The organism is Aeromonas sp. 97A (assembly GCF_051919185.1).
GTDB classification, from domain to species: Bacteria; Pseudomonadota; Gammaproteobacteria; order Enterobacterales; family Aeromonadaceae; genus Aeromonas; species Aeromonas veronii.
Genome location: NZ_JBQBFF010000001.1, coordinates 4316397 through 4338076, shown reverse-complemented (window position 1 = coordinate 4338076; position 21680 = coordinate 4316397). Strand labels below are relative to the sequence as shown.

18 protein-coding genes are annotated in these 21680 nt (G+C 58.8%); 10 read left to right on the top strand and 8 right to left on the bottom strand.

From position 1 onward, the window contains the following. Positions 1–602 precede the first annotated feature (602 nt). Both ACTG27_RS19885 and ACTG27_RS19880 read left to right on the top strand, forming a co-directional pair. Complete coding sequence (locus tag ACTG27_RS19885) at positions 603–1109, top strand: AAA family ATPase (RefSeq protein ID WP_439980248.1); 507 nt, start codon at positions 603–605, stop codon at positions 1107–1109. Between the two features lie 98 nt (positions 1110–1207). Then, entirely contained in the window at positions 1208–2368 is a 1161-nt protein-coding gene (locus ACTG27_RS19880) for an ATP-dependent nuclease (protein ID WP_439980247.1), read from the top strand. A gap of 82 nt (positions 2369–2450) precedes the next feature. On the opposite strand, the gene parC is transcribed toward ACTG27_RS19880, so the two are convergent. The 6 genes from parC to nudF all read right to left on the bottom strand — a co-directional run bounded on the left by parC (position 2451) and on the right by nudF (position 9404). Continuing rightward, positions 2451–4745, bottom strand: a complete 2295-nt coding sequence (gene parC, locus ACTG27_RS19875; RefSeq protein ID WP_439980245.1) for a DNA topoisomerase IV subunit A — start codon at positions 4743–4745, stop codon at positions 2451–2453. An 83-nt stretch (positions 4746–4828) separates the two neighbouring features. Next, a complete protein-coding gene (gene parE, locus ACTG27_RS19870) occupies positions 4829–6739 on the bottom strand; it encodes a DNA topoisomerase IV subunit B (RefSeq protein ID WP_042032652.1) in 1911 nt (636 codons plus the stop codon). Positions 6740–6872: 133 nt separating this feature from the next. Continuing rightward, positions 6873–7460, bottom strand: a complete 588-nt coding sequence (locus ACTG27_RS19865) for a YqiA/YcfP family alpha/beta fold hydrolase (protein ID WP_439980243.1) — start codon at positions 7458–7460, stop codon at positions 6873–6875. 9 nt (positions 7461–7469) lie between these two features. Further along, entirely contained in the window at positions 7470–8288 is an 819-nt protein-coding gene (gene cpdA / locus ACTG27_RS19860) for a 3',5'-cyclic-AMP phosphodiesterase (protein WP_439980241.1), read from the bottom strand. Between the two features lie 23 nt (positions 8289–8311). Next, complete coding sequence (locus ACTG27_RS19855; protein ID WP_439980545.1) at positions 8312–8716, bottom strand: DUF1249 domain-containing protein; 405 nt, start codon at positions 8714–8716, stop codon at positions 8312–8314. A 46-nt stretch (positions 8717–8762) separates the two neighbouring features. After that, entirely contained in the window at positions 8763–9404 is a 642-nt protein-coding gene (nudF, locus tag ACTG27_RS19850) for an ADP-ribose diphosphatase (RefSeq protein ID WP_204382553.1), read from the bottom strand. 304 nt (positions 9405–9708) lie between these two features. On the opposite strand from nudF, the gene tolC reads away from it, so the two are divergent. Then, positions 9709–11028, top strand: coding sequence for an outer membrane channel protein TolC (gene tolC / locus ACTG27_RS19845; protein ID WP_005335902.1), 1320 nt, complete (start codon positions 9709–9711; stop codon positions 11026–11028). 115 nt (positions 11029–11143) lie between these two features. Here the strand turns inward: tolC and hldE are convergent, their stop codons facing one another. Then, a complete protein-coding gene (hldE, locus tag ACTG27_RS19840; protein ID WP_005335903.1) occupies positions 11144–12571 on the bottom strand; it encodes a bifunctional D-glycero-beta-D-manno-heptose-7-phosphate kinase/D-glycero-beta-D-manno-heptose 1-phosphate adenylyltransferase HldE in 1428 nt (475 codons plus the stop codon). A gap of 204 nt (positions 12572–12775) precedes the next feature. Between hldE and lpxL the strand changes: the two genes are divergently transcribed. From lpxL to ACTG27_RS19805, 7 genes are all read left to right on the top strand, one after another. Then, complete coding sequence (lpxL, locus tag ACTG27_RS19835; protein WP_064341620.1) at positions 12776–13699, top strand: LpxL/LpxP family Kdo(2)-lipid IV(A) lauroyl/palmitoleoyl acyltransferase; 924 nt, start codon at positions 12776–12778, stop codon at positions 13697–13699. Positions 13700–14484: 785 nt separating this feature from the next. After that, a complete protein-coding gene (locus ACTG27_RS19830) occupies positions 14485–16407 on the top strand; it encodes a PTS mannitol transporter subunit IICBA (RefSeq protein ID WP_439980240.1) in 1923 nt (640 codons plus the stop codon). Positions 16408–16444: 37 nt separating this feature from the next. Then, entirely contained in the window at positions 16445–17590 is a 1146-nt protein-coding gene (locus ACTG27_RS19825; RefSeq protein WP_075116023.1) for a mannitol-1-phosphate 5-dehydrogenase, read from the top strand. A 133-nt stretch (positions 17591–17723) separates the two neighbouring features. Beyond that, on the top strand, positions 17724–18245 hold the full coding sequence (locus tag ACTG27_RS19820; protein ID WP_005354914.1) for an MltR family transcriptional regulator: 522 nt from the start codon (positions 17724–17726) through the stop codon (positions 18243–18245). Positions 18246–18434: 189 nt separating this feature from the next. Continuing rightward, on the top strand, positions 18435–20222 hold the full coding sequence (locus ACTG27_RS19815; protein ID WP_139495120.1) for a cation:proton antiporter: 1788 nt from the start codon (positions 18435–18437) through the stop codon (positions 20220–20222). Next, positions 20219–20791 (top strand): DNA-J related domain-containing protein, encoded by a 573-nt coding sequence (locus ACTG27_RS19810; RefSeq protein ID WP_439980239.1) that lies wholly within the window; start codon positions 20219–20221, stop codon positions 20789–20791. Before ACTG27_RS19815 ends, ACTG27_RS19810 begins: the two co-directional genes overlap by 4 nt. Before the next feature lie 78 nt (positions 20792–20869). Then, a complete protein-coding gene (locus ACTG27_RS19805; protein WP_139747965.1) occupies positions 20870–21118 on the top strand; it encodes a hypothetical protein in 249 nt (82 codons plus the stop codon). A 45-nt stretch (positions 21119–21163) separates the two neighbouring features. Here ACTG27_RS19805 and ACTG27_RS19800 read toward each other — a convergent pair whose 3' ends face one another. Then, on the bottom strand, positions 21164–21676 hold the full coding sequence (locus tag ACTG27_RS19800) for a mechanosensitive ion channel domain-containing protein (protein ID WP_005335914.1): 513 nt from the start codon (positions 21674–21676) through the stop codon (positions 21164–21166). Between the last annotated feature and the right edge of the window lie 4 nt (positions 21677–21680).

Here is a 21680-nt window from a genome sequence, read left to right as displayed (position 1 = left end):
TTTTGGTGGGATGGGTGGATCTTTTGCTGGCTGGCAACCTGGCGCCCATTGTGATGTTTGCCCCTATAGTCAGCTTTCCCTCACCCTAACCCTCTCCCAAGGGGAGAGGGAACCAGTGCCTGCCAACCTGTAGCCATAGCTGTCACCCTTAGCTATCACGCCATACCACGGTCACTATCAATGGCTGCGATCTCTGCTCCCTTCTCCCACTCTTTGTCATAGATAAGGGGAGAAGGGTCGGGGATGAGGGGACACAAGCCATCCCAGCAGAAGCCATCGACAAGCCGCAGGGCGTTAAATCAAGCAGGAGCACGTAGGGTCGATTAGCGAAGCGTAATCGTCCGCACCGCAATCTCGGTGTCTATGGACATAGAGAAGAGATCAGCTGGAGCACCAACAGAATTACGGCAACCGGTTTTCGCGATCGTCTGATTACGCTTCGCTAATCAGACCTACGACCAGATTACGTGACAACCATCACGACAATAACCCCTCCCATTTTATAACCTGTTGATTAAATAAAAATTAGTTTTTTATAGTGGAGTTATATTTGAACTAAGTCCAAATCATTGAACTCAGCCTATTTAGTATCGGAGTTAAAATTGAATAAAGTTAAAATAAGCTCAATTAAATTCACTAATTTTAAAGCTCTTAGGGATTACTCCGTAAGCTTAAGTGACACAAATATTTTAGTAGGCCCCAATAATGCGGGCAAATCCACAATTATTAGTGCATTCAGAATCCTAGATGTTGCATTAAGAAAAGCGAGAAGACTTAATGCGGAAAGAGTCCCATTCTTCGATGGTCGAACAGGCTTCGGCCATAGAGTGCCGGAGCAATCCATTAGCCTATCTCTTGAAAATGTTGCTACCGATTATAATGAAGAGGATAGTAAAATTGAATTTAGGCTAACAAACAAAAACAAATTATTTCTATTCTTCCCTAATGAAGGTGGATGTATTCTATATTGGGAAAATGAAGGCGCGATAGTAAATACAACAACAAAATTCAAAAAGGCCTTCCCAATTAACATACAAGTAGTTCCAGTCTTGGACCTCTTGAACACCAAGAAATGTATGTCAACGAGGATACAGTTAAAAATTCATTAAATACCCACCGAGCATGTAGACACTTTAGAAACTACTGGCATTATTTTAGTGACGACTGGTTATCATTCTCAGAAATGATATCATCAACATGGCCTGGGATGAAGATAACTAAGCCAGAGTTAGATATTCAAAATAAAAAACTAAGTATGTTTGTATCGGAAAACAGAATTGATAGAGAAATATATTGGGCTGGATTTGGATTTCAAATCTGGTGCCAATTACTAACTCATTTATCTAGAGCGAATGATGCAAATATCGTTGTTATCGATGAGCCTGAAATATATTTACATCCAGATATCCAACGCCAATTGCTTAACATCCTAAGAGATATTGATGCTGATGTATTATTAGCAACACATTCAGTAGAAATTATTGGTGAGGCAGACCCATCAGAGATACTCTTAGTAGAGAAAGGAACTCACTCAGCCAAAAGACTCAAAGACATAGAAGAGATTCAGGTTGCAATAAAATCTCTAGGCTCTACACAGAACGTTACATTAACTCACTTAGCTAGAACAAAGAAGATACTTTTTGTTGAGGGATTCAGTGACTATAAAATAATTAGAAGATTTGCAAAGAATCTAGGATTCAATGATCTCTCTTCAGGTAATGACTTGACTGCATTTGAATCAGGTGGTTTTTCATCATGGGAAAAAATAAAAGCCTTTGCATGGGGAATGAAAAGCACTATCGATGCAAACATAAAGCTTTTTGCGATCTATGATAGCGATTATTATTGCAAAGAGGAAATCCATGAAATATCGAAAGACCTGAGAAGTGAACTGGCATTTGCGCACATTCATAAGCGAAAAGAAATTGAAAATTATTTGCTCATAATTCCAGTTTTAGAGCGAGTCCTTACCAATCAGGTTGAAAATAGGAGCAAAAGGTCTGGAAATATAATCAACATTGATAAAGGCATTGTGGATTTTCTGGAGGAAATATCAAACCAACTGAAACATGAAGCTCAAGCCCAGTATATCTCAAAAAAGATTTCTTTTTATAAAAAAAGCAATCTTGACACAAGCACCATTAGCTTGGATGCAATTAAAAACTTTGAATCTCTATGGAGCGACATTAATTCAAGAATGGAAATCATTCCAGGAAAATTAACTCTAAGGATGCTTAGAGATGCAATCCAAGAGAGATATAAGGTGAACCTTACAGATGTTCAGATAATAGATGCATTCAATAAAAATGAAGTGCCAACTGACTTGCTCGAACTAATATACCAGCTTGACCAATTTAGAACTAATTGACATGTGATCTATATCATTTATGACTAAGCACATGTACTTTTTTAATAAAATTGAAGGGCGCTTTCGCGCCCTTCTATATTAATTACCCTTCCTGATTTTCCCCGGCTGTCGGTTCGGTTCCAGCAGCGGGTTCAATCTCGATGCGATCGACGCGCTGCAAACCGCGGGGCAGCTTGGCGCCGCGGCGGCCGCGCTCGCCACGGTAGTAGTCGAGATCGGACGGTTTGAGGGTCAGCTTGCGTTTGCCGGCAAACAGGGTGACCGACTGGCCCTGCGGGATGACGGCAGCCATCACCACAAACTCCTCCCGCGCCTTCACGCGCGCCGACGGGATGCTGATGAGCTTGTTGCCCTTGCCCTTGCCAAGCACCGGCAGGGTGTTCATCGGGAACAGCAGCATGCGCCCCTCGTTGGAGATGGCCATGCAGAGATCGGTCTCTGGCGAGCCAATCTTCTGGGGTGCCATCACCAGACCCCCTTCCGGCACGGTGAGCAGCGCCTTGCCGTTCTTGTTCTTGCCGATGAGATCGTCATAGGTGCAGACAAAGCCGTAACCGGCGTCGCTGGCGATCAGATACGGCTCGCCTTCGTTGCCCATCACCAGATGACGCACCTCTTCACCGGCGCCCAGCGCAAAGCGGCCGGTGAGCGGCTCGCCCTGACTGCGGGCGGAGGGCAGGGTGTGCGCCTCCAGCGAGTAGGTGCGGCCAAAGCTCGACAGGAACACCGCCTGCTGGTTGCTGCGACCAAAGGCGTGGGTGAGGTAGTTGTCCCCCGCCTTGTAGGAGAGCCCCTCGACATCTACATCGTGGCCCTTGGCGGCGCGCACCCACCCCTTGTCGGAGAGGATGACGGTGACCGGTTCGCTCGGCACCAGCTCTTTCTCGGTCAGCGCCACGGCGGTGGCACGCTCCACCAGCGGGGTGCGGCGATCGTCGCCGTACTTCTCGGCATCGGCCAGCAGCTCTTTCTTGAGCAGGGTGTTGAGGCGGCGCTCGGAGCCCAGGATCAGCTCCAGCTTGTCGCGCTCTTCGGCCAGTTCGTTCTGTTCGGCGCGCAGCTTGAACTCTTCGAGCTTGGCCAGATGGCGCAGTTTCAGCTCGAGGATTGCTTCGGCCTGGGTCTCGGTAATGTTGAAGCGCTCCACCATCACCTTGCCCGGCTCATCCTCGGTGCGGATGATCTCGATCACCTCGTCGATGTTGAGATAGGCGATCAGCAAGCCTTCGAGAATGTGCAGGCGAGCCAGCACCTTGTCGAGGCGGAATTGCAGACGGCGACGCACCGTCTCGCGGCGGAACTGGATCCACTCGCTGAGGATGGTCTTGAGGCACTTCACCTGCGGCCGGTTGTCGAGACCGAGGATGTTGAGGTTGACCCGGTAGTTCTTCTCCAGATCCGTGGTGGCGAACAGGTGGGCCATCAGCCCCTCTACATCCACCCGGTTGGAGCGCGGCACGATCACCAGACGGGTCGGGTTCTCGTGGTCAGATTCATCGCGCAGATCGGTGACCATCGGCAGCTTTTTCGCCACCATCTGGGCGGCGATCTGCTCCATGATCTTGGCGCCGGAGGCCTGATGAGGCAGCGCGGTGATGACGATGTCGCCATCCTCCTCGCTCCAGACCGCCCGCTGCTTGATGGAGCCCTTGCCGGTCTCGTAGATTTTGCGGATATCGTCGCGCGGGGTGATGATCTCGGCGTTGGTCGGGTAGTCCGGCCCCTGAATGTGCTGCATCAACACATCCAGCCCCGCATTGGGGTTGTCGAGCAGCTCGGCACAGGCGTAGGCCACTTCCCGCGCGTTGTGGGGCGGGATGTCGGTCGCCATGCCCACCGCGATACCGGTCACCCCGTTGAGCAGGATGTGCGGCAGACGGGCGGGCAGCACCACTGGCTCCTTCATGGTGCCGTCGAAGTTCGGCGTCCACTCCACCGTGCCCTGACCCAGCTCGGAGAGCAGCAGCTCGGAGAAGCGCGACAGCCGCGCTTCGGTATAACGCATGGCGGCGAAGGATTTGGGATCGTCCGGCGCCCCCCAGTTACCCTGACCATCCACCAGCGGGTAGCGGTAGGAGAAGGGCTGGGCCATCAGCACCATGGCTTCATAACAGGCGATGTCGCCGTGGGGGTGGTACTTACCCAGCACGTCACCCACGGTACGGGCAGACTTCTTGTGCTTGGAGAGCGCCGACAGACCCAGCTCGCTCATGGCGTAGATGATACGCCGCTGCACCGGTTTGAGGCCGTCGCCGATATGCGGCAAAGCCCGATCCATGATGACGTACATGGAGTAGTTCAAGTAAGCCTGTTCGGTAAAGGTGCGCATTGGCTGGCGCTCTACCCCGTCCAGACTGAGCTCGATAGCATCACTCATGTGATTTTCTCTTTCGGTTCGGGAGCCGCCACAAGGCGGCTCCGGCTAAATGCTTGCCGGCCCTGAGAGGGCCGGCCGACGGCTTAGATGATGGCGAGGTTGCCCTTCTCTTCGAGCCATTCGCGGCGATCGCTCGCCCGCTTCTTGGCCAGCAGCATATCCATCAGTTGCAGAGTCTCGTCAGCCGCATCCCCTTCGCTCTCTCCTGCCGGATCCATGGTGAGCTGCACCAGACGGCGGGTGTTGGGATCCATGGTGGTTTCCCGCAGCTGTTTCGGGTTCATCTCGCCCAAGCCCTTGAATCGGGTCACCATCACCTTGCCCTTCTTCTTCTCGGCTTCGACCCGCTGCAGCACGCCGTTCTTCTCGTCCTCATCGAGGGCGTAGTAGACCTCTTTACCGATATCGATCCGGTAAAGCGGCGGCATGGCGACATACACATGGCCCTTCTCCACCAGCGCGCGGAAGTGCTTCACGAACAGGGCGCAGAGCAGGGTGGCGATGTGCAGACCGTCCGAGTCCGCATCCGCGAGGATGCACACCTTGCCGTAGCGCAGGCCACTGAGGTCGTTGGAGTCGGGGTCGAGCCCGATGGCCACCGATATGTCGTGAACCTCCTGCGAGGCGAGCACCTGACCGGCCTCCACCTCCCAGGTGTTCAGGATCTTGCCGCGCAGCGGCATGATGGCCTGAAACTCGCGATCCCGCGCCTGCTTGGCACTGCCGCCCGCGGAGTCACCCTCCACCAGGAACAGCTCGCCCTGCATGGGGTCGGCGCAGCCACAATCGGTCAGCTTGCCGGGCAGCGCCGGGCCTTGCGTGATCTTCTTGCGCACCACCGTCTTGGCGGCGCGCATCCGGCGCTGGGCGCTGGAGATGCAGAGCTCGGCGATCTGCTCCGCCAGCTCGGTGTTGCTGTTCAGATAGAGGCTGAAGGCATCCTTCACCACGCCGGAGACAAACGCCGAGCTCTGACGGGAGGAGAGGCGCTCTTTGGTCTGGCCGGCGAACTGCGGATCCTGCATCTTGATGGAGAGGATGTAGGCACAGCGATCCCAGATATCTTCCGGGGTCAGCTTGACCCCGCGCGGCAACAGGTTGCGGAACTCGCAGAACTCGCGCATGGCGTCGAGCAGGCCCTGACGCAGACCGTTGACGTGAGTACCACCCTGCGCAGTGGGAATGAGGTTCACATAGGATTCGGCGAGGCATTCGCCCCCTTCCGGCAGCCAGCAGAGCGCCCAGTCCACGGCGGACTGTTCGGAGCTGAACGAGCCGATAAAGGGCTGCTCCGGCAGGCAGGTGAACTGCTTGACCGCGTCGACCAGATAATCCTTGAGGCCATCTTCGTAGCACCACTCCAGCTTGATGCCGGTGTTCTTGTCGAGGAACTTGATGGTGAGGCCGGGGCAGAGTACCGCCTTGGCTTTGAGCAGGTGCTCCAGCTTGGTGACCGAGAATTTGGGCGAATCGAAGTAGCTCGCCTGCGGCCAGAAGCGCACCCGGGTGCCGGTGTTGCGACGGCCGCAGGTGCCGGTGATGGTCAGCTCCTGCACCTTCTCGCCGCGCTCGAAGGCGATGTCGTAGACCTGACCGTCGCGACGCACCGTCACCTCGACCCGATCGGAGAGGGCGTTTACTACCGAAATACCCACCCCGTGCAGACCGCCGGAGAACTGGTAGTTCTTGTTGGAGAACTTGCCGCCCGCGTGCAGCTTGCAGAGGATCAGCTCCACCCCGCTGACCCCCTCTTCCGGGTGAATATCGACCGGCATGCCGCGGCCGTCGTCGATCACTTCGAGGGACTGGTCTTCATGCAGGATCACCTCCAGATTGCGGGCGTGACCTGCCAGCGCTTCATCGACGCTGTTGTCGATGACCTCCTGGCCGAGGTGGTTGGGCCGGGTGGTGTCGGTATACATGCCGGGGCGGCGACGCACCGGTTCAAGGCCATTGAGGACCTCAATGGCATCCGCATTGTATTGAGTAGACATGGAGGGCCTTGCGAATTGACGTTTGGAGGGAATCTTAACTGCTAGGCGGGGGTAGAACAAACTCCCCGCACCGAAAGCTTGATCTGGAGAAGAACAAGCAGGGCGAGACCACCCTTATTGACTCAAAACCTGACTATAACCCGAGGAAGCGGATGATCTGGGCGGGGTAGCGCTCGAACGCCACAAAGGCATGGTCGCCGCCGCACTCCAGCGAGAGGTGGGCAAAGCGGTATTCGTCCAGCGCCTTGCGATAGTCGAGCACCTCGTCCCCCTGCTGTTGCAGCACCCAGAGTCGCTCCGGCACCGTCACAGGTACCGCCAGTGCCCGCAGCTCGTCCATGTGTTCAGGCAGCAGTTCGTACTGCTCACCCGTATAGGGATTGGTCTGGGTGCCGAGGTAGTCGCAGAGCAGCTCGTGCGGGCGCACTGCCGGATTGATCAGCGCAGCGCGGCAGCCGTACTGCTCGCTGACCCGGGTCGCCATAAAGCCGCCGAGGGAGCTGCCCACGGCGCCAAGCTTGAATTCGTTGCCATAACGGCTCTGCAGATCAGCGATGGTCTGCTCGATGGCCGCCCAGGCCGCCGCAGGCGTATTGGGTTGGGCCGGGATGATCACCTCGATGTCGGGCCGGTTGGCAGCCACCCAGGCAGCCATTTGCTGTGCCTTGGCTGAACCGGGCGAGGAGTTGAAACCGTGCAGGTAGAGGAGAACGGGCTGCATGGCGACTCCTCAATAACCGGTGGCGTTGGGGTCGGGCACAAACTGCCCCACCGGCAGACGCCACACCTCGCTGGCCACCCGCCCATCCGGATAGAGGGTGAGATAGCGCCAGCCCGGGCCAGATTCATCCAGCGTGAAGTCATCACAAAGCGGTTTGAACTGGATGCAGGTAGAGGGGCTGGCGATCAACCGAACCCCGCGGTGCACCTCGTCAAACTCCTGATGGACGTGACCAAACAGGATGGTCTTCTGCTGCGGGTGACGGGCCAGCACGGCAAACAGGTCGTCGGCATTTTTGAGATTGTGCTGATCCAGCCAGGCACAGCCCACCGGCACCGCCTGGTGATGCAGGGTGATCAGGGCGTGGCGGTCCGGATACTGACGCAGAGCGCGGTCGAGGGCGGCCAACTGGTGATCGCCGATCATGCCGTGGGGTTTGCCGCGCACCTGGGTGTCGAGCAGGATCACCTGCCAGTGGTCGCCCACCAGCAGCTTGGATTCGCTGATCCCGGCGGCATGAAGCTGCTCGGTCATCAGCGGGTTGTCATCGTGATTTCCGGGCAGCCAGTAAATGGGACGGCCAAGGGGCGCCATCATGGAGGCGAAACGCTGATAGGACTCCGGGCTGTGATCTTGTGACAGGTCGCCGGTCGCCAGAATCACCTCATAGGGGTGTTCGTTGGCCTGCACCTGTTCCAGCACCGCAGCCAGACTCTCTGCGGTACGCACAGCCAGCAGCCGACCCTCGGCACTGGCAAAAAGATGGGTATCAGTAATTTGCAACAGGTGCACACTGCCGTCCTGCACCTGGGGGAGCTCTGTTTCCAAAATCACGCTTCTTTGTTATTTGTTCAACTGGAGATATTGATCGGGCTGGTACCATGTCTGAGACAAAATTTTAGCCACTCGGCCAGAAACAGATTTACCTGCTCCTTTTCATCCCGCTGGTGCATCTTTTTATTGGGATAATCATAACGTGGTTGCAAACGGGAAATCTGTTGCGCTGCACACACTTCCGCCATCCGCACATCATGGTACAAACGAATCTCGATTTGAGCCTGCAGATATTCGGGCAATTCGGGGTTGTGCTGACTCAAAAGAACCTGAGTTGTGAAGCGGCTCTCACCACAAATGGTGAGCTGGAACTGCAGATCGTTGCCAACCCGATAGCGGCGTTCAGCCCCGACTTCCCCATCAGGCGGTAGCAGTTTCATCAATGCCATGTAATTGACCTCGCAGGTACGCTGCAAGGACATCAGATCAGGCACATAGCGCCTGCTCTGTTGCAGGGTCAGCGCCACCTCAGCGATCCGCTAGCCAGCGGGCGCGCAGATCGCCATGGTTAAGAGCCAGCCACTGCAGGGCAATGACAGAGGCCGCATTGTCGATGCGCCCCTCTTTGAGCCAGGCATAGGCCTGCTCGCGGCTCACCACGTGCACCCGGATATCCTCGCCCTCATCCGCCAGACCGTGCAAACCGCTCGCCTTGCTGGCATCCACCTCGCCCACATAAACCTCGATCCGCTCGGTGCTGCCACCCGGGCTCACCAGATAGCTGATGGCGTGCTCGCAACGGGCAACCTCGATCCCGGCCTCTTCCACCGCTTCGCGGCGCACCACCGCCTCGGCGGTCTCCCCTTCATCGATGATGCCGGCTACCAGCTCCAACAGCCAGGGGGTCGGGCAGGTCTCCATGGCACCGATACGGAACTGCTCCACCAGCACAATCTGGTCGCGCACCGGATCATAGGGCAGCAGTGCGGCCGCATGACCCCGTTCGAACAGCTCGCGCACGATGGGCTGGTTCCAGCCGCCCGCAAATAACCGATGCTGCAGACGATAGACGTTCACCTTGAAGAAGCCGTTATATCCTGCTGATTTTTCGATGATTTTCACATCATCAGCGGCGTAATGCCGATCTTGTGGCAAGGGTTGCTGCGACATCCGGGGCTCCCGTCAGCTTGACTTGTATCAGTTTGACCATAAAATCCGAGGAACATGAATGAACGTTCATTCACTCGGCGTACCATGGCAATGAGGGGTGGATTTTAGCAGCCACAGACCATTTGGCTAGGCGCGCGAGGAGAAAACTGCATCCGGTTCTTGACGTTCCCGTCACCGGACCTGAGACTCTTAGCATTAAATTTTGCTTATAGTAGAGTGATTAAGCTGCAATCAAGCTTGGTCGGTGACAATATTTGCCTCTCCAGCAACCAGTTTGGGTTACTACATAAGGTTAAAACGATCTATGAAAAGAACACTTTTGTCAGTCATGGTGTTGCTGGGCGTCAGTGCCGGTGCCCATGCCGAAAACCTGCTCGACATCTACCAGCAAGCCCAGATCAAAGACCCGCAGTTGCTGCAGTCCAAAGCCGTTCGCGACCAGGCCTTCGAGAAGATCAACGAATCCCGTGCTCCTCTGCTGCCCCAGATCGATCTGGGTGCCGGGCTCAATTATCTGCAAAACAAGAACGATACCCAGAGCAATACCAACGCCAAGGGTGAGGTGACGCTGTCGCAATCCCTCTATCGTCGCAGTAACTGGGTCAATCTGGATATCAGCGAGAAGCAGGCCACCCAGTCAGATGTCGCCTACAACCTCGAAATCCAGAACCTGATGGTGCGCACCGCCAAAGCCTACTTTGATGTGCTCAAGGCGATGGATACCCTGGAGTTCGTTCGTGCCAACAAGGTTGCGGTAGAGCGTCAACTGGAGCAAACCCAGCAGCGTTTCGAAGTGGGCCTGACCGCCATCACCGATGTGCATGAAGCCGAAGCCTCCCGCGACCAGGCGCTGGCCGACGAGATCAATGCCGAAAACTCGCTGGACAACAGCTACGAGACCCTGCGCGAGCTGACCGGTATCGATCACCGCAATCTGGACGTGCTGAACACCGATCGTTTCAGCCCGCAGAAGACCGCCTTCGGCTCCGACAAGTGGCTGGAGCTGGCGCTGGACAAGAACCTGCAACTGCACAGTGCCCGCATCAGCAAGGACATTGCCAAGGAGCAGATTGATCTGGCCAAAACCGGCCATGAGCCGACGCTGGATCTGGGTGCCGGACTGCAAACCAGCAATACCGATTACAAGCTGGATAGCATTCCGGGTGGCAATGACAATCAGGCCAATATCGGTCTGACCTTCAAGCTGCCCATCTACAGCGGTGGCGCCACCAGCTCCAAGGTGAAGCAGGCTCAATACAACTACGTAGCGGCCAGCGAACTGCTGGAGAAGAACTTCCGCTCGGTGCAGAGCACAGTGCGCTCCTCCTACAACAACGTGAACGCCAGCATCGGCTCGGTTCGCGCCTACAGCCAGTCTGTGGTCTCCGCCGACAGCGCCCTGAAGGCGACCGAAGCCGGTTACGAAGTGGGTACCCGTACCATCGTCGACGTGCTGGACTCCACTCGCAAGCTGTACGAGGCCAAGCAGAAGCTCTCGGAAGCCCGTTACAACTACATTCTCAATATTCTGAGCCTGAAACAGGCTGCCGGTATTCTGGAAGCGCAGGACCTGGTGGAAGTAAACCAGGGCCTGATGCCTGCCACGGCAAAAGCCAAAGGCTGATAGCCGCTATCGGACATGAAAAAGGCGACCGCAAGGTCGCCTTTTTCATGTCCGTATTTCTGCCGCTTGCTACCGCCGATAGTTAGCCCCGCCAGATTGCGGGGCTAACAGAACGTTAGCCGCGCTCGCGGATCGTCTTGATGATGTCGGTGGTGGAGCAGCCATCCTCGAAGTTGAGAACGCGCACCTCGCCGCCATTGGCGGTCACCTCGGCGTAACCGGCGATATCTTCCGGCTTGTAGTCACCGCCCTTGACCAGCAGATCCGGCAGGATCTCGGCGATCAGGCGCTGCGGGGTATCTTCACCGAACGGCACCACCCAATCCACCGCGCCCAGCGCAGCCAGTACGGCCATGCGACGCTCGGTCGGGTTGACCGGACGACCCGGCCCTTTCAGACGGCGAACCGACTCGTCGGTGTTGACCGCCACGATCAGGCGATCCCCCAGCTTGCCGGCGTTGGCCAGATAGGAGACGTGGCCGGCGTGCAGGATGTCGAAGCAACCGTTGGTCATCACCACCTTCTCGCCGCGCAGACGGGCGGCACGAACCGCCACTTTCAGCTGGGCTTCAGACATGACGCCGAAGCCTGTCTCCTGCTCGGTGTAGAGGGCGTTGGCCAGCTCGACCGGGCTGACGGTAGAGGTACCCAGCTTGCCGACCACGATACCGGCAGCGGTATTGGCCAGCGCACAGGCTTCGTCCAGGCTCTTGCCTGCCGCCAGCGAGGTAGCCAGGGTCGAGATGACGGTATCACCGGCACCGGTCACATCGTAAACCTCGTGGGCCTGAGCCGGCAGATGCAACTCCGGCTGACCTTCGCGGATCAGGGTCATGCCGTTCTCGGAACGGGTGACCAGCAGGGCATCCAGCTCGAAGCGCTTGACCAGATCCAGCCCCTTGGCGACCAGCTCCTCTTCGCTCTTCACCTTGCCCACCACGGCCTCGAATTCGGACATGTTGGGGGTCAGCAGGGTGGCACCGCGGTACTTCTCGAAGTCGGTACCCTTGGGGTCGACCAGCACCGGAATACCGGCGGCACGGGCTCTCTGGATCATGCCGGGCACGTCGTTGAGAGCACCCTTGCCGTAGTCGGAGAGGATCATCACGTCGCTATTCGGCAGCGCCTGCTCGACCTTGCTCATCAGCAGGGTGGCATCGACGGAGTGGAAGGGCTCTTCAAAGTCCAGACGCAGCAGCTGCTGGTTGCGTGACAGCACCCGCAGCTTGGTGATAGTCGGGAAGTCGGCCAGACGAACGAAATCACAGGCCACCTTGACACCAGCCATCTGACCTGCCAGCGCATCGGCCGCTTCATCCTGACCGGTCAGGCCAAGCAGCACGGCATGAGCGCCAAGGGCGGCGGAGTTGAGGGCCACGTTGGCCGCGCCACCGGGACGCTCCTCAATGTGTTCAACCTTGACCACGGGCACCGGCGCCTCGGGGGAGATCCGACCGGTGGGGCCATGCCAGTAACGGTCCAACATGACATCGCCAACGACCAGAACGCGGGCTTTTTCAAAATCGGGCAGGGTGATCTTCATCTGTATCGACTCTCAAAACCTGAAAAATCAGCGGGCGATTTTATCACACTCTTTTATCCGGTGTAGAAAAAGCCGACCGCAGTTGCCGCCGCTGTCACGCTAACCGGACGCAGGCTACCCCTCTGACCAGCACACAGCCATTCGCCCCCGCCCCCCCTTTTCGGCTAGAATCCCCCGATTGTGTTTGCGAACAAGAGATTAGCCATGGCCCATGACAACGCTCCCCGCCTGGAGCCCCGCCTGTTTCATCCCCGTTACTGGGCCAGCTGGTTCGGCCTAGGCCTGCTCTGGCTGCTGACCCTGCTGCCGTGGCGTAGCCAGATGTGGCTGGGCCGTCAGCTCGGTCGTCTCGCCGCCAGGATATTGAAGTCCCGGGTCAAGATTGCCCGTCGCAATCTGGAACTGGCGATGCCCGAGCTGACCCGGGATGAGCGGGAGAAACTGCTCAAGGCAAACTTCGAGAGCGTGGGCTGCGCCGTGTTCGAGGTGGGGATCGCCTGGTTCTGGCCAGACTGGCGGATGCGCAACCTGATGAAGGTGGAAGGGGAAGAGCACGTCATCGCCGCCATGGAAAAAGGCCAGGGCATGCTGCTGCTCTCCTGCCACTTCCTGACGCTTGAACTCAACGCCCGCTGTTTCGGTCTGGTTCGCCCCGGCGTGGGGGTCTATCGCCCCAACACCAATCCGGTGCTGGAGTATGCCCAGTACCACGGTCGCTGCGCCTCCAACAAATATCTGGTAGACCGGATGGATGTGAAGGGGATGATCAAGGCGCTGCGCAACGGTGACGCCCTCTGGTACGCGCCGGATCACGACTACGGCAGCCACGCCAGCGTGTTCGTGCCCTACTTCGCGGTAGAGCAGGCCGCCACCATCACCGGCACCGCCACCCTGGCGCGGGTGAAGAACACCGTCACCCTGCCCTGCTACAACATCCGCACCAGCGAGGGTTACACCCTACATATCGGGGCGCCGCTCGCCGACTACCCGAGCGGGGATGACACGGTTGATGCCGCCCGCGCCAACCGCGAGATTGAAGCCGCCGTGCGCAAGGCGCCGGAGCAGTACATGTGGCTCCATCGCCGCTTCAAGACCCGCCCCTCTCCCGAGGATGCCGGCTTCTACTAAGCCGCAGCCCCGACAGGGCTCAGATCGCAAAAACCGACAAACCGCCTGCTGGCGGTTTGTTTTTATCTGCTATCAGCCCTGCGCGGCAAACAAGCGCCCCGAACATCTGCCGCGCAATCACATCCTGCATGTTGGCGCCCATTCCCATCAATCAGCCGCGCCCCGACAGGGCTCAGGGCTCAATCGCAAAAACCGACAAACCGCCTGCTGGCGGTTTGTTTTTATCTGCTATCAGCCCTGCGCGGCAAACAAGCGCCCCGAACATCTGCCGCGCAATCACATCCTGCATGTTGGCGCCCATTCCCATCAATCAGCCGCAAAAGAGCCCTCATCACCGATCGTAAAAACTGAAAGCGGGTTACAAATTTATTGATTCATTGGTAAGCAATGGAGTGTTTCGATAGATCCATCGTCACTACCCGCTGATGAGTGACTGAGTGATGTGTCCCATTCGAATACAAAAATTGAATTTGTGACGATGATCACCATTCAACAAGAGAGCCACAAAACAACTTTAGTGATTTAAGTCACAAAAAATGACTATGCAAAACAGAAAAGATCGAAATGTAGCCGAATTACAGCTCTCGAATGTGATCAATATCACTTGTTTTGGAGGGGGTATCGCTGGGTATCTGAGAGTTGGATCACAAGACACCCCGTTTTCAGCCTAATTTGATATCAAGCTGGTAGATTGAAGTTGCTTAGACGACCGGGATGGCGGTTCGGCAAAACCGGCCAGCCCGACTACCACTTTTAATCAAACAGGCTTAAAACGGGGTCCCGACATGTTATCACCGGATACCAAAGTCAAGATACAGAATTTTGGACGCTTCCTGTCCAATATGGTCATGCCCAACATAGGCGCCTTCATCGCCTGGGGCTTTATTACCGCCCTCTTCATCCCCACCGGCTGGCTGCCGAGCGAAACCTTGGCCAAGCTGGTCGGCCCCATGATCACCTACCTGCTGCCGCTGCTGATTGGCTATACCGGCGGCAAGCTGATGGGCGGTGAGCGCGGCGGCGTGGTCGGTGCCATCACCACCATGGGCGTCATCGTGGGGACCGACATTCCCATGTTCATGGGCGCCATGATGGCCGGCCCGCTCGGTGGCTGGGCCATCAAGCGTTTCGACAAAGCGATGGAAGGTCGCGTCAAGAGCGGCTTCGAGATGCTGGTCAACAACTTCTCTGCCGGTCTTATCGGCATGCTGCTGGCAATCCTCGCCTTCTTCGTGATCGGCCCCTTCGTCAAGGTGCTCTCCGGCCTGCTGGCCGGTGGCGTCGGCTTCCTGGTGGACAACAACCTGCTGCCGCTCACCTCCATCTTCGTCGAGCCGGCCAAGATCCTGTTCCTCAACAACGCCATCAACCACGGCATCTTCTCGCCGCTGGGGATCCAGCAGGCGACCGAGCACGGCCGCTCCATCTTCTTCCTGATTGAAGCGAACCCGGGCCCGGGCATGGGCGTGCTGCTGGCCTACATGGTGTTCGGTCGCGGCGCCGCCAAGCAGTCCGCTGCCGGTGCCTCCATCATTCACTTCTTCGGCGGCATCCACGAGATCTACTTCCCGTACGTGCTGATGAACCCGCGCCTCATCCTGGCGGTGATCGCCGGCGGCATGACCGGGGTGTTCACCCTGACCCTGTTCAACGCAGGTCTGGTCTCCCCCGCCTCACCGGGTTCCATCTTCGCCGTGCTGTTGATGACGCCGAAAGCCTCCCTCATCGGGGTGCTGCTCTCCATCGTCGCCTCCACCACCGTCTCCTTCCTGGTCGCCGCCGTGTTCGTGCGTGCCCAGCAGCCGGAAGCCGACGAGGCCGATGCTCTGGGTGAAGCCACTCGCAAGATGAAAGCCCTGAAGGGTGCCAAGCCCGAGACCGCAGCGGCCAAGAAGCCGGGCGGTGAACTGATGGCGGTGCGCAACATCGTCGTCGCCTGCGATGCGGGCATGGGCTCCAGCGCCATGGGCGCCGGCCTGCTGCGCAAGCGGGTGCAGGCCGCCGGCCTCGACATCAGCGTCACCAACCGCGCCATAGATCAGCTCGACGATCAGGTGGACTGGGTCATCACCCACAAGGATCTGACCGAGCGGGCCCGTCGCCACGCGCCACACGCCCACCACATCTCGCTCACCAACTTCCTCGACAACGGCCTCTATCAGGAGCTGGTACAGAGCCTGAGCCGCGCCGCCAACGATGATGTCGCCAACCCGCAGCTGCTGGTGGCCGCCAACGACGACAGCTACGAGCCGCAAGCAGCCGAAGTCTTTACCCTGAGCCGTCATGACGTGCATCTGGGACTGAAAGCGGACAACAAGGAGGCCGCCATCCTGACTGCAGGCCGACTGCTGGCCGAGCGCGGCTATGTGGCGCCCGACTACGTCAACGCCATGCTGGAGCGCGAACAACTGGTCTCCACCTACCTCGGCGAATCCATCGCCGTGCCCCACGGCACCATCGCCGCCAAGGAGTTTGTGAAGCGTACCGGCATCGTCATTTGCCAGTACCCGGCCGGGGTCGCCTTTGGCGAGGCTGCCGATGAGGTAGCGCGGCTGGTGATCGGCATCGCCGCCCGCAACGACGAACACATGCAGGTGATAACCCGCCTGACCAATGCACTGGATGAACCCGGTCTCATCGACCGGCTGGCCAGCACCACGGATCCCCAGGCCTTCCTGGATCTGTTGGGTGCCGAACAGGCTGCGTAATCATCTTTCATCGTCTTTGGTTCAAGAGGTTAATATCATGAAAACATTGCATTTTGGTGCTGGTAACATCGGTCGCGGCTTTATCGGCAAAGTGCTGGCGGATGCCAGCCATCAGGTCACCTTCGCCGACGTCAACGACACCCTGATCGACCAGCTCAACCACCGTCAGGAGTACAAGGTCCATGTGGTGGGGGCGGATCAGAAGCTGGATGTGGTGCGCAACGTGGCAGCGGTGAGCTCCGCCGGTCACGAGGTGATCGCCCGCATCATCACCGCCGATCTGGTCACCACCGCCGTCGGCCCCAACATTCTGGACAAGATTGCCAGCACCTTGGCCAAGGGGCTGCAGGCCCGTTTCGATGCCGGCAACCTGACTCCGCTCAACGTCATCGCCTGCGAAAACATGGTGCGCGGCACCAGCCACCTCAAGCGGGAGGTACTCAAGTACCTGCCGGTCGCGTATCATGCCACGCTCGAATCCTGTATCGGCTTCGTCGACTCGGCGGTGGATCGCATCGTGCCGCCCGCCGCGGCTGCCAACGATGATCCGCTGGAAGTGACGGTAGAGAGCTTCAGCGAGTGGATCGTCGACCAGACCCAGTTCAAGGGAGAGCTGCCACAGGTGGCGGGCATGGAACCCACCGACAACCTGATGGCCTTCGTCGAGCGCAAGCTGTTCACCCTCAACACCGGCCACATCGTCACAGCCTACCTCGGCAAGTTGCGGGGCTACCACACAGTGCGCGAGGCGATCGAAGATCCGGTGATCCGCAGCAAGGTGCGCCGCGCCATGGAGGAGAGCGGTGCCGTGCTGGTAAAACGCTACGGTTTCGACCCGCGTCTGCACGCCGCCTATATCGAGAAGATCCTGGCCCGCTTCGCCAACCCCTATCTGGTGGACGAGATTGACCGGGTCGGTCGTCAGCCGCTGCGCAAGCTGGCGGCGGGGGATCGACTGGTGAAGCCGCTGCTGGGCACCCTGGAGTACGGCCTGCCCAACGAGCAGTTGCAGGAGGGGATCGCCGCGGCGCTCCACTATCGCAATGCCGATGACCCGCAGGCGGTGGAGCTGCAAGCCCTGCTGGCGGAGCTGGGCCCGGCCAAAGCGCTGGCCCGCGTCACCGGACTGGATGAAGAGAGCGAGGTGGTTCGCGCCATCGTCGCCCGTTACGAAACCCTGTAATGACCCTGCTTGCGGCGCATTCAGCCACCACTGATAGCGCGCCAAGCGCTTGAATGGCAAGGGAATGTGCCCCATATGATAGAAACCGGGAGAGAGGCTGACTCTCTCCCTGTCAGCTGGACCCAATGCACCTATGACCACACACCAGGAAGATGAAGTACTGGAACGACTGAACGAGCAGGATGGCCCCCGCGGCTTCTTTCTCGAAGCCGTGACCATCCTGGAAGAGGCGGTCGACTCCCTGATGCGACGCGCCTTTCGTCAGGAGGAGTATGCCGTCAAATACGCCATCGAACCCCTGCTCAACCAGAGCGGCCCCCTCGGCCAGCTGGAGGTGCGCCTCAAGCTCATCTTCGCCCTCGGCCTCATCTCCCTTGAGCGCTATCAGGATCTGGAAGCCTATCTCAAGATCCGTGACTTTCTGGTGCGCGACCCCAAGGATTACCGCTTCAGCGACAAGCCGATCCGCGATCTGCTCGACCGCCTGCACGGGGTCAATCAGGGCGGCATGATGAAGCTGGAGCCCCCTGCCAGCGAAGAGGATTGGGCCTTCTACCAGATGCAGCTCAACCGGCTCGATCAGATGGTGCGCTCCGCACTGGTACTGGCGCTGGCCGACTGTGTCGGCGAGCTCCACAAGGAGAGCCCCATCTAATCCGGCCCCGAGGCCACCCATCACCACGGTTGGCGTCTGGCTGGCGCCCTGCACACCACCGCCAGCCACCATGACGCCGACTGTCGCACATCTCCCCATCCCGGCCATGACGCCCGCACCTTCGGGTGTCAATCTGACCAACTTAGCCACTACACTAGCTCCATACTCACTGCCTGAATCGAGGTCTGCATGATTGCCCTATCTCTGGCCGGGATCGCCCTGGTCTCCGTGCTGGCCCAATGGCTTGCCTGGTCGCTGCGGGTACCCGCCATCCTGTTTCTGCTGCTCACCGGCCTGACTCTGGGCCCGGTCAGCGGCCTGCTCGACCCCGATGCCCTGCTCGGGGAGCTGCTGTTTCCGCTGGTCTCCCTGTCGGTGGCCATCATCCTGTTCGAGGGGGCGCTGACCCTCCATCTCGCCGAGCTCAAGGGGATCGGCAAGGTGGTGCGCAATCTCTGTTCCACCGGCATGCTGGTCAGTTTCGCCGTCATCGGCAGCGCCGGTTACTTCCTGCTGGGACTGGACTGGCGGGTCGCCACCATGCTCGGCGCTGTACTGGTGGTAACGGGCCCGACGGTGATCGCCCCCATGCTCAACGTGATCCGCCCCACCCGGGAGGTGGACCGTATCCTGCGCTGGGAGGGGATCGTCATCGACCCCATCGGCGCCCTGTTTGCGGTGCTGGTGTTCGAGGCGGTACGCCTCGGCAGTCAGGGGGATCTCATCAGCCATACCCTGCTGGCGCTGGGCAAGACAGTGCTGGTCGGTTCCCTGATCGGGGTGGCGGCAGGCTGGCTCACCACCCTGCTCATTCGCAAGGACTGGCTGCCGGTCAGTCTGCACAAGTTCGGGGTGCTGGCGCTGGTGCTGGTCACCTTCAGCCTCTCCAACTGGCTGAGCCACGAATCGGGCCTGCTGGCGGTGACCGTGTTCGGCATCTGGCTCGCCAATCAGGAGGGGCTGGATCTGGAGGAGGTGCTGGCGTTCAAGGAGGATCTCGCGGTCATCCTTATCTCCAGCCTGTTTATCCTGCTGGCGGCCCGCCTAGATCTGGCACAGCTCTGGCAGCTCGGCCCCATGGTGCTGGCGCTGCTGTGCGTGGTGCAATTCGTGGCGCGCCCGCTCTGTATTCTGGTCTCGACCTGGGGCTCGGATCTCTCCTGGCGAGCTCGCGCCCTGCTGAGCTGGATCGCCCCGCGCGGTATCGTTGCGGCGGCGGTCAGTGCCTCGTTTGCCATCAGCCTGCATCAGGCCGAGATCCCCGATGCCGACAAGCTGGTGCCGCTGGTATTTGCAGTGATCATCTCCACCGTGGTGTTGCAGAGCCTCACCTCGGCACCGCTGGCCAGCCTGCTCAAGATGCGCCAGAGCGCCCCCAACACCTGGCTCATCATAGGGGCCAACTCGGTGGCGCGGGCCATAGGCCGGGCGCTGGCGGATCAGGGGGTGCCGGTGCAACTCTGCGATCCCGCCTGGGAGTTCTGCAAACAGGCGCGGATGAGCAACCTCCCCTGCTACTTCGGCAACCCCCAGTCGGAACATGCCGAGCTGCACCTTCCGCTTACCAGCATCAGTACCGTGCTGGCGCTCTCCCCCAACCGCCACAACAACGCCCTCGGGGTACTGCACTTTGCCCACCTCTACGGCGAGGAGCAGGTCTACTCCCTGCGCTCCAGCGAGCAGCACGGCAAAGCCAACCGGGAGAGTGCCACCTTCCGCGCTCGCCAGAACCTGTTCGGCCCCGACATCAACTATGCCAGGCTGAGCAGCCTGCTGAGCCGGGGCGGCCAGATCAAGGCGACCCGCCTGAGCGAGGCGTTCGACTGGGCCCAGTATCAAACCGCCAATCCCGGCGCTATCCCGCTGTTCATCATGGATGGCAAGGGTAAGCCCCAGATCGTTACCGGCCCCGTCACTCCGCAGGCGGGTGAGCTGCTGATCGCCCTGCAGCCGCCCAGAGAGCAGGGTGCCGAATGAACGAAGCCAACCACAATCCGCTGGTCGTCCCGCTGCTGGTGCTATTGCAACAGGCGGCGGGCAGCTACAAGGTGCATGAGCTGATGGCCGCTCTGCGCCAGCAGGGGGCGATCCCCCGGCTGGCTGACGATGAGCAGCTGCAGCTGTTTCGGGTCAACTTCCTGATCATGAACGCCCTCTACCAGTTGCAAGCCGAGCTTTATGAAGAGGGTTGGTGGCTGATGATCAGCACCCTGGATATCCGGCTCGAACCGCTGGCCGGGAATCAGGAGGCCAACCACGGCTTTGCTGTTGGCGAAAATCTGCGTAGCTACTATCTCGACTGGCAGGTGTTCTGGCAGACCGACCGTGCCGAAATTGAGGCCCTGCTCAACCGCTTCTGGCGCGCTTATGACGGTGAGGGGCACAAAGGCGAGGCGCTGGCACTGTTCGAGTTGAATGAGGGGGCGAGTCAGGAGGCGATCCGCCGCCGCTGGCGGGAGCTGGCACTGCAGCACCATCCGGATCGGGGCGGCAATGCCGAGACCTTTATCCGCATCTGCTGGGCATGGGAGGTCCTGCGGGGATGATCCCGTTGCCGCACCACTGTTGCCGCACATAAAGGGCAGGCATAGACTGGAGCTGGATATTCCCCACAGGAGAGCATCATGACAGTCAGTGAACTTCGTAAGCTCTATCAGCAACAGATCCTGCAAGAGGCTGAAATACTCCACGATGTTGCCATTCCCGGCTGGCTCATCGAATTCAGAGGCAAGGATGGCACCCTCTACGAGCTGACCGACACCCTCGGCTGCCCGGTCAGCTTCGGCACCGTCGAGCAGGCCCGCGAACATCTGCATCAGGTGGCCGACTGCCCGGTTCAGGTGGAGCACCTCTACCGCTTCTTCGAACGCTAGCGCCACCCACCGCACAGTAAAAAGGCTCCCGAGGGAGCCTCTTTCTTATTCCGGTTGCAGCGGTTCCACCACCTTGCCCTCCAGCTTTCTGACCGGCTTTTGCAGGATCAGGTTGGCCGGATAGGTGACCAGATCGCCGTTGTCATCACGCACCCGCACATAGAAGAGGCCGATCTCGGTGATGACGCCGGTGACCGAATCATCCTTGTCGAGGATACGGATCCGGTCGCCAATCTTGTAGGGGAAGGCGAAGAAGATGGTGATGCTGGCGGTGATGTTGGAGAGGATCGACCACTGGGCGACCATGGCGACCCCCAATACTGCAAAGAAGGAGGAGGCGAGCACCACCAGTCGGGAGAAGTCGAGCCCCCACACCCCGGCCAGCACCAGCAGGGTGGCGCAGCCGAGCAGGAAGTGGAACACATGGGCCACGTAGAGCACCCGGTTCTCGCTCACCTGCCTGCTCTGGCCGAGCGCCAGCAGACTCTTGTGAATAAGCCGCCGGATCAGGGTATGACCCAGCAACAGCAGCAAGGTCAGGCCAATTGATTGCCACATGGGT

Bases quoted from the DNA above. Each gene is read 5' to 3' on its own strand.
- ACTG27_RS19880 (WP_439980247.1), top strand. From the start codon at position 1,208: ATGAAGATAACTAAGCCAGAGTTAGATATTCAAAATAAAAAACTAAGT.
- parC (WP_439980245.1), bottom strand. From the start codon at position 4,745: ATGAGTGATGCTATCGAGCTCAGTCTGGACGGGGTAGAGCGCCAGCCA.
- parE (WP_042032652.1), bottom strand. From the start codon at position 6,739: ATGTCTACTCAATACAATGCGGATGCCATTGAGGTCCTCAATGGCCTT.
- ACTG27_RS19865 (WP_439980243.1), bottom strand. From the start codon at position 7,460: ATGCAGCCCGTTCTCCTCTACCTGCACGGTTTCAACTCCTCGCCCGGT.
- ACTG27_RS19855 (WP_439980545.1), bottom strand. From the start codon at position 8,716: ATGTCCTTGCAGCGTACCTGCGAGGTCAATTACATGGCATTGATGAAA.
- nudF (WP_204382553.1), bottom strand. From the start codon at position 9,404: ATGTCGCAGCAACCCTTGCCACAAGATCGGCATTACGCCGCTGATGAT.
- tolC (WP_005335902.1), top strand. From the start codon at position 9,709: ATGAAAAGAACACTTTTGTCAGTCATGGTGTTGCTGGGCGTCAGTGCC.
- hldE (WP_005335903.1), bottom strand. From the start codon at position 12,571: ATGAAGATCACCCTGCCCGATTTTGAAAAAGCCCGCGTTCTGGTCGTT.
- lpxL (WP_064341620.1), top strand. From the start codon at position 12,776: ATGGCCCATGACAACGCTCCCCGCCTGGAGCCCCGCCTGTTTCATCCC.
- ACTG27_RS19830 (WP_439980240.1), top strand. From the start codon at position 14,485: ATGTTATCACCGGATACCAAAGTCAAGATACAGAATTTTGGACGCTTC.
- ACTG27_RS19825 (WP_075116023.1), top strand. From the start codon at position 16,445: ATGAAAACATTGCATTTTGGTGCTGGTAACATCGGTCGCGGCTTTATC.
- ACTG27_RS19820 (WP_005354914.1), top strand. From the start codon at position 17,724: ATGACCACACACCAGGAAGATGAAGTACTGGAACGACTGAACGAGCAG.
- ACTG27_RS19815 (WP_139495120.1), top strand. From the start codon at position 18,435: ATGATTGCCCTATCTCTGGCCGGGATCGCCCTGGTCTCCGTGCTGGCC.
- ACTG27_RS19810 (WP_439980239.1), top strand. From the start codon at position 20,219: ATGAACGAAGCCAACCACAATCCGCTGGTCGTCCCGCTGCTGGTGCTA.
- ACTG27_RS19805 (WP_139747965.1), top strand. From the start codon at position 20,870: ATGACAGTCAGTGAACTTCGTAAGCTCTATCAGCAACAGATCCTGCAA.
- ACTG27_RS19800 (WP_005335914.1), bottom strand. From the start codon at position 21,676: ATGTGGCAATCAATTGGCCTGACCTTGCTGCTGTTGCTGGGTCATACC.